This window comes from Rhodoligotrophos appendicifer (genome assembly GCF_007474605.1).
Lineage (GTDB): Bacteria > Pseudomonadota > Alphaproteobacteria > Rhizobiales > Im1 > Rhodoligotrophos > Rhodoligotrophos appendicifer.
The window spans coordinates 1-6966 of record NZ_VHKL01000024.1 but is presented as its reverse complement, the minus strand read 5'-3'; the positions used below and the strand labels follow the sequence as shown (position 1 = coordinate 6966).

General features: G+C 56.5%; 6 protein-coding genes and 1 pseudogene. 3 read left to right on the top strand and 4 right to left on the bottom strand.

The window, feature by feature from the left end; all coding sequences use genetic code 11:
- On the top strand, positions 1 to 932 hold a 932-nt coding region (locus FKM97_RS25980), incomplete at its 5' end, for a PRC-barrel domain-containing protein (protein WP_144295372.1).
- Positions 933 to 1704: 772 nt separating this feature from the next.
- Here the strand turns inward: FKM97_RS25980 and FKM97_RS25975 are convergent.
- From FKM97_RS25975 to FKM97_RS25965, 3 genes are all read right to left on the bottom strand, one after another.
- Entirely contained in the window at positions 1705 to 2790 is a 1086-nt protein-coding gene (locus tag FKM97_RS25975; protein ID WP_144295371.1) for an endonuclease/exonuclease/phosphatase family protein, read from the bottom strand.
- A 19-nt stretch (positions 2791 to 2809) separates the two neighbouring features.
- Complete coding sequence (locus tag FKM97_RS25970; protein WP_144295370.1) at positions 2810 to 3502, bottom strand: phosphatase PAP2 family protein; 693 nt, start codon at positions 3500 to 3502, stop codon at positions 2810 to 2812.
- Positions 3503 to 3947: 445 nt separating this feature from the next.
- Positions 3948 to 4799 carry a formate/nitrite transporter family protein gene (locus FKM97_RS25965; RefSeq protein WP_144295369.1) on the bottom strand — a complete coding sequence of 284 codons (852 nt, stop codon included), beginning with the start codon at positions 4797 to 4799 and terminating at the stop codon, positions 3948 to 3950.
- Positions 4800 to 5328: 529 nt separating this feature from the next.
- Between FKM97_RS25965 and FKM97_RS25960 the strand changes: the two genes are divergently transcribed.
- Both FKM97_RS25960 and FKM97_RS27310 read left to right on the top strand, forming a co-directional pair.
- On the top strand, positions 5329 to 5757 hold the full coding sequence (locus tag FKM97_RS25960; RefSeq protein WP_144295368.1) for an EF-hand domain-containing protein: 429 nt from the start codon (positions 5329 to 5331) through the stop codon (positions 5755 to 5757).
- Positions 5758 to 5781: 24 nt separating this feature from the next.
- Positions 5782 to 6207: an SH3 domain-containing protein gene (locus tag FKM97_RS27310; protein ID WP_144295367.1), complete on the top strand. Its 426-nt coding sequence runs from the start codon at positions 5782 to 5784 to the stop codon at positions 6205 to 6207.
- A 120-nt stretch (positions 6208 to 6327) separates the two neighbouring features.
- Here FKM97_RS27310 and FKM97_RS25950 read toward each other — a convergent pair.
- A pseudogene (locus FKM97_RS25950) lies at positions 6328 to 6815 on the bottom strand (alcohol dehydrogenase catalytic domain-containing protein); the annotation flags it as partial.
- Positions 6816 to 6966 lie beyond the last annotated feature (151 nt).

The following is a 6966-nucleotide window of genomic DNA, read 5'->3' as shown; positions in this document are numbered from 1 at the left end:
CGCAGATCGCTCCGCGGATCACCGTTCGGCAGCCTCAGCCGGATGTGACGGTCAGCCAAGCGCAGCCGGAAATCCTGGTCAGGCAGCCGAGCCCGACCGTGACCGTCGACATTCCCCAGCCGCAGATCACCGTCCGCATGCCGGAGCCGGATGTGAATGTCGCCATGGCCCGGCCGCAGGTCGAAGTCAATCAGCCGGACCCGGAAGTGCAGCTCCTCCGATCCGAAAATCGCCCAGAGGTCACGATGAGGAGCTCGGAGCCGGAGGTGAACATCTCAAGGGCTGAGGGCGAACCCCGGGTGCAGATGCAGCGCCAGGGACAGCCGCAGGTCCGCTTCGAGCGTGAGGAGCCGCGAGTCGTGGTCAACCGGGCCCAGGGCCAGCCGACGGTGCGCTTCGAGAAGATCACCGATGAGGATCAGACCCGAGACTCCAACCGGGCGCAGACCAGCGAGGAGGATCAAGATTCGGTCACCCTGCTTTACTCCCCGACCGTGGCAGAGGGCGATACGAATCCCCCTTACCGGCTCACCGATGACGATCGTCGCAGAGCCCGGGAGCGACTGGGCCCCGTCAACACGCAGGCGATGAACGACACTGCCGATGCCCAGAGGGATTCGTTGTCGGTCTCCGAGATCACCCAGATGGATGTCTACAATCTGCGCGGCGAGCGTCTTGGCGAGGTCGATCGCATCATCCGAGATGCAGACGGCGGACGCAACATGCTGGTGCTCGCCCATGGCGGGTTCCTCGGAATCGGCGAAGACAAGGTAGCCTTTCCCCTGAGCCGCTTCTCCATGCAGGGAGATCGGCTGGTCATCAGCAACGTGACCGATGAGGACATCGAAGGAATGGAAAACTACCGGAACCAGATCGATCAGTTCCGTCGGTTGAACGCCAATGCAACGGCCGAGCTGAGGGTCATCGAGTAGCTCTCAGTCTGAGTGGCGAATAGCAAACAGGACAGACCGGCAATTCCCTGCCGGTCTGGCCGCTCGATTCTGGAGCATGTGCAAGGCGGGCCGGCTTACCGCCCATGGGCGCTTAGTTAGGGGTCGATCAAGAGGACGTGCTTCGACATACACCAGCCATGAACCCGGGATCTGCTCAGTGTATAAGGTCTTGGCTTTAATGCTGGAGCGGTGACTGGTTCAACTTTGTAGGGCAGCTGCTAACCAAGGCGGCAAACCATCACCAAAGCGATGGTAAAGGGCATGGACATAAGCTCTCAAGGCAGCCCCCCGCCGCTATTCAGTTCTGACTTAGCGAACCGGCCTAACCGCTACAAGAAAACTTGTGACTGCAAATTTGCTGCTTTTGAAATTTGATCATTAGGCACGGGACTAATGTCTAAGGGGGAAGCATGGTGGGCAGCCGACGTTCTCTGGGGGCCAGAAGAGACGATCGCGGCTTGGGTTCGGCGAAAGCCCTAATGATCGTGACGTGCGCTCAGATTTGAAGCAACACGGATCATTTTCCACAACCCCAGACAGCCCAACGACCGAGGCCAGATGATGGCGAGCGGAGGGAGAATCGCGCGCACCATCCTGGCTTGTTTGCCAGTCCTTATCTCCGCATTGGCTTAGATCTAACGTTTGCGATAACAGCTGGCCATGAGCCGTTGTGCGGCTGCTCCGAGCCGAATGTTCATGCCACCCGCGCCAGCCGAACTGCCGGCTATCGGCGAGGCCAATCATGAAAACCCTATCGGCCCTCGAGTGCCATCCGAATCACTGCTTCCGCCTCCTCTACGTCAGACGATTCGAGTCCGGGCGCTTCCTGCACTGTGGCAAGGCTTGGCATGTGACAGAGATCGGTCAGCAGCGGATAGTGATCCGAGCCGAAGGAAGGCAATCGCTGCAGGCGCATCAGGCCTATTTCTTCGGTGAAGAGGATGTGATCGAGAGGCCATGACATGAGCCAATTCTGCGCACTGAAAGTCGGCATGAAACCGCGACCGATGCGGGGGTCTAGCAGGCCACCCGTCCTTAATGTGCGGCTAAAGACATGATCCCATGGAACCGCGTTGAAGTCGCCGGCGAGCACCGTCGGTATATCGGTCTCGCGCGCGGCAAGCCCCGCCGACAGAAGCTGTGCATCCCGCATGGTTGAAGACTGAAAGAGGCCAGGCGGCCGGGGATGTATTCCGTAGAAGGATATTGTCTCCCCTCCAGGCAGCCGGACCGCAGTCTTAATCGCGGGCACGTGATCGCCGACGGGGAAGAGTATCTTAGTGTCGAGGAGGCGAAATTTCGAAAAGAGGTGCATGCCGAAGTAGGACCTGGCGCCGGCTACCTGCTGAACTTTCTCAGCAAAAATCGGCTCAAGCTGCCGGAGAGCCATGTCCCACCACTCGTCCGTTTCGACGGCGAGGAACAGGTCCGGCTCTGTTTTCCGAATGATCTCGATGAGCTCCTCGGCGCCTTCATTGCCGCGGTGCACGTTCGCCACGAGCACGCGCACTCGAGATCCTGGCGAACACTCGACAACTGTTGCTGCCACTTCAACGGCTGGCGGCGTGAAGGAAGCAAGCTTGTAGATGTTGTAGGTAATTGCGCAGACCCCGATCAGGCCAGCCGCCCCTGACAATGCTGCTTTGGGGCTCAGCAGCAAAGTTGCCGGCAGCACAATGATGAGTGCAAAAAGAAACTGGAGTCGGGGGAAATCCATCATTCGGATCAGCCACCAGTCAGTTCCAAGGAGGGGAAGAAGCGATGCAATGCTCAAGATACCGAGTGTGAGCGCGATAACCGACCACGCGAACATCCTCACCCCGGACACGTTCCTCATTCCCCAGCTTCCTCTCAATTTATTCGATCTCGCCTCTGTGCTGAAGCCGCAGCGTGACCAACCAACAGCTCAGCGCCCAGCCGCAGCCCACCGACCACCCGGCGAGAACGTCAGTCGGCCAGTGGACTCCGAGATAGACCCGGCTGAAGCCCACCAACAGCGTCACAAGAATGGCCGATGCCAGGATGTAGGTTTTGGCGCTCCAACGCGGCTCGACCCGGGCGAGCATGGTAGCCAACGTCAGATAAACAACGGCGGACATCATCGAATGGCCACTTGGAAAGCTTGCTGTGTGCACATAGGATCCGTGCGGGACAAGATCGGGCCTGACACGGTCAACCCCGATTTTCGCGAGGGTGCTTATAAGAATTCCTCCTCCGACCGCGACCAGCATGGCAGTCGACGCTCGACCCTTGCCGATCACCAGCAGGTAGCCGCACGCTCCAACAGTGACCAGAACGAGGACTCCGACGCCGCCGAGTGCGGTGAAGTCTCGCATCATTTCCTCCAACCACCCGGGACCTACGGGATCAGCCAGGTCGCCGGGAGTGCGGAAGGCGAGGAGGATCGCAGTATCGACAACGTGCGTACTCCCCTCAATAACCTCCTCAGCGAGTTCAATGAGAGCCCATCCGGAACTTGCGGCGATCATCAGGGACAGCATAACCGGCCACTCGTGACGAAACGCACGGTGAACAAAATTCCTAAGCATCTCAAACTCTTCGTGACGGGATTACTCGCGGCTGTTATTCGCAGTGCTGCCTGTTTTGTGAACTGAGGTTTGTAGAGTTTGTTCCGAAGAGAGGACGGCGGATGTCTGGTAGTGCGGCAAACGCGATGCCAGATCAGTCCCCGCTGGCCATCTCAGCGGATTCAAGTGAGCGGTTGAGAAAGCTGAAACCTTCCCCTTCAGCGTAGAGCCTGGCACTTTCCACGTGACGCGGAGGCATCTGAGGAAGCCGAGATCGTCTTGAGCGAATGGACAGGCTGGTCATCGTGCTGTCTCTTGCGGAGCGCTTGGATTGGCCGAGAGCGACAAATTTAAGGGCGTGCAGGTGCCGTCCCCTATTTGCATCCTAAGACAAGTGTGATCCGTGGGGGACCTAACATCCCACACTTCGTGACGTCGCTGCCGCCGAGCTGCGCAATCTTTTCCATCACGATTGAATTTCTGGAGCCACCTGCCCGAAATTCAGAAAGGCGACCAAGGCAACACCGCCGATTGTGTTGCCGAGCAGGGTCGGACAAAAGAAGCGGAACAGGTATTCGGCCAGGGAGGCGTCGCCCACATGGACGAGAAACGACGCTTCAACCGATCCGGCGATGATATGCGCGAAGCCTGCGAGAGCGACGACATAGGTCACAATAATGATTACAAATGGCTTGGCATCTCCGGCTCCCGGCATCAGCCAGACCATGAGCGCGATGAGCCAGCCTGCGAAGACGGCCTTGAGAAACATCGGCCAGAAATCCGCCTTCATCGTCGTTTGCGAAAACTCGGCGATGGCCATTTTGATCTCCTGATCGAAGATGGGCGTGTACGCAAGAGCCGCCGAAAAGATCCATGTCGCCATGATGTTGGAGAACAACACGAGAGACCAAAGCCTTGCTAACTGACCAAACCGATGGACAGTCGGAGCCTTCAGGAGAGGCAGGACAGGGGTGAGGGTGTTTTCCGTGAAGAGTTGCTGCCTGCCCAGCACCACGATCAGAAAGCCGATCGTGTATCCGAGCGCAGTCAGAAGATGCTCCCATGGGGCGTCCTGAAGGGCGACCATGAGGATTGCTGGAACGATGACAGAAAAGCCAATGGACAGTCCTGCAGCAAATCCCGACAGCATAAGCGCTATACTGGTGCGCTCGAGCTCCTTTTCCCCTTCGGCTCGAATGGTCTCATGGATTAACGCTGCGCTCGGGCGACTTTGATGATCGACAGCTAGCTTCTCACCTTCATTCAAATCTTTCAATTCGGACGAGGGGCTCAAGCGATTTTCGGTTTCGCTCTCCATGATTCAGATCTTGCTCTCTTGCTCAGTGAAAACCAGGCTGACGCCGCGGCATGACCAGCCGCCCGGCGGGATTATCTCTCAGCCCTTGAACTCTTCGCCTGAAGCGGTCGTCGACTGCCTTTGCTCCTGCAGCGAAGGCAGGGCGCGCTGAAATATGTAAAGACAACCTTCCGCGGTCGAACGCGTTCCTTTGATTTTGAGCAAGCCTGTTCCCTGCCGAATTCAATCGGGGGTTTTGAGTAAATAGAAGAAGATTTATATAAATATTAATCTACGAAACATTTCGTGTAATTTAAATATAGAAAACTTGGTAAAATCTTGCCGGTCAACAATATAACTAAAGATTGATATTAACAAAATCGTCTAAAAATCTATATTGACTATGCAATGTTATCACAAGTTCGTGTGCTTATATTGCAGTTTGTTCATGGTTTTTTGGGAACATCTTGCGGCCCAAGACATTTCCCCTCCTGAGCGTCGGCGATCGATGCTCGTTTCTGGTAAAGAAAACCAAAAGAGGAGAACAACCATGTTTAACAGAATCACGTCAAATCTCGTTGCTTCCACATTTGCGCTGTCGCTGATGGCGGCGCCGGTCATGGCCGCGAACTATAGTGACTGGGATGCCGATGGAGCCTCGGGCATCAATAACACCGAGTTTCGCGCCGGTTTCGAAAATAACCGTGCCTTCGACACTTGGGACGCCAACAAGGATGGATCGCTTACCCAGTCGGAATTCGACAGCGGCATTGGTGATCATCGACAGGCCTTCGACGAGCGCTATGGGAATGGCTGGTTCAACACTTGGGATGCCGATTCAAACTCTGCGATCACCAAGGATGAATATTACGACGGCCTTTACACCAGCTATGACGAAAACAACAATAAAGTCATAGAAGAGCCGGAGTTCGGTGACCTCGGTGACGACATGGGCGATGGCGGCTGGTTCGACGTCTAACCCAGCTCACTTCCCGTGAACGGGATGGTCGGCTGCCTCAGGCAGTCGACTATCTTCTTACAAATTCCCACCTGCACACGAGGTGCCACCATGAACCGCCTCATTAAGGTTAGTCTCGGTGCCATGCTGGCTGTCGTTCCGGGCGCCTCCCTTAGCATTCCAGCGTTTGCAAAGGAGCCTGAACTGCCGGTGGCATGTGCCTCAGTCATCAATCCGCGGTCGGGCTCGGCCGATGGGGAGCTTCGGCGTGCGGAAGTCCAGCGCCCCGCGCCCCTTCGCAGCGGACCCAATTCCTCCTGCGAGATAACATATCGTGTTCCGCCAGGAGGGACAGTTGACCTTTTCGGCTGTGAGGAGGGGTGGTGCCATGTGTCTTACGGCACAGAGGCTGGTTTCGTTCCCATGGCGTGGCTGGACCCAATCCCAGACCGCACCCCCGACTTCGACTAGTATGTTCAGCCAGAGCCACGTTCGAGAAGAGGGGGTGATTTTCTGAGTTGGCGCTCGCAGTTTCTCTCAGCGATTCAGGTAACTTCTAAGAAGGGCAAGCAAACAAAGAGACGCATCTTCTTGATCAGTCCTCAATGCCTCAGACACTTTGATATGGGTCGTGTCGGCGAAGGGCACCCGCAGATATTCCGCCTGACCGCACGGATACCCGCCAGTGAGGTGCGTGTAGCCAAATAGGCCGGCCGTCTATGGCCGAAAACCTTGTCGCTCAACTCTGCTTTCCGGTTGGTCTGCTGGCATACTGAGAAATTGCCTCGACGGCATTGGTCGCATTCACCACATACAATTGTCAAAGGGATTACGACACGCTCTCCCTTTTGAGTTTGCCCTTGGCCGCGCTATCCGACCTCGACTACTTCACCCATAGTCTCATGGTCTACGATGTCGCCGGGGAGCATGGCTGGAAGCAGGTTGTGAAACAGGTGTAAGTTCGATCCGCAGATCGCGCAGCTCGTCACCTTGAATCGCATCCCGAGGGTGCTCGATTCAGGATCGGAGACCGTATCGTAACGGACGTTCTCTTTGCCGTTTCAGACCAAGGCTTTCATGCGGAACTCCTTCTTGATGTAAAGAAGGCAGTTGACTGAACTCCTAACTCGTTCGGCTGTATTGGCCCCTCGCTTCAGCCGCAGCTCTTGCTCGAGAGCAATTTCCTGGCAAGCTCTACGCCAATGCTTCTCGTGCGCATCATCGGGCCAG

Bases quoted from the DNA above. Each gene is read 5' to 3' on its own strand.
- FKM97_RS25970 (WP_144295370.1), bottom strand. From the start codon at position 3,502: ATGCTTAGGAATTTTGTTCACCGTGCGTTTCGTCACGAGTGGCCGGTT.
- FKM97_RS25965 (WP_144295369.1), bottom strand. From the start codon at position 4,799: ATGGAGAGCGAAACCGAAAATCGCTTGAGCCCCTCGTCCGAATTGAAA.
- FKM97_RS25975 (WP_144295371.1), bottom strand. From the start codon at position 2,790: ATGAGGAACGTGTCCGGGGTGAGGATGTTCGCGTGGTCGGTTATCGCG.
- FKM97_RS25960 (WP_144295368.1), top strand. From the start codon at position 5,329: ATGTTTAACAGAATCACGTCAAATCTCGTTGCTTCCACATTTGCGCTG.
- FKM97_RS27310 (WP_144295367.1), top strand. From the start codon at position 5,782: ATGGTCGGCTGCCTCAGGCAGTCGACTATCTTCTTACAAATTCCCACC.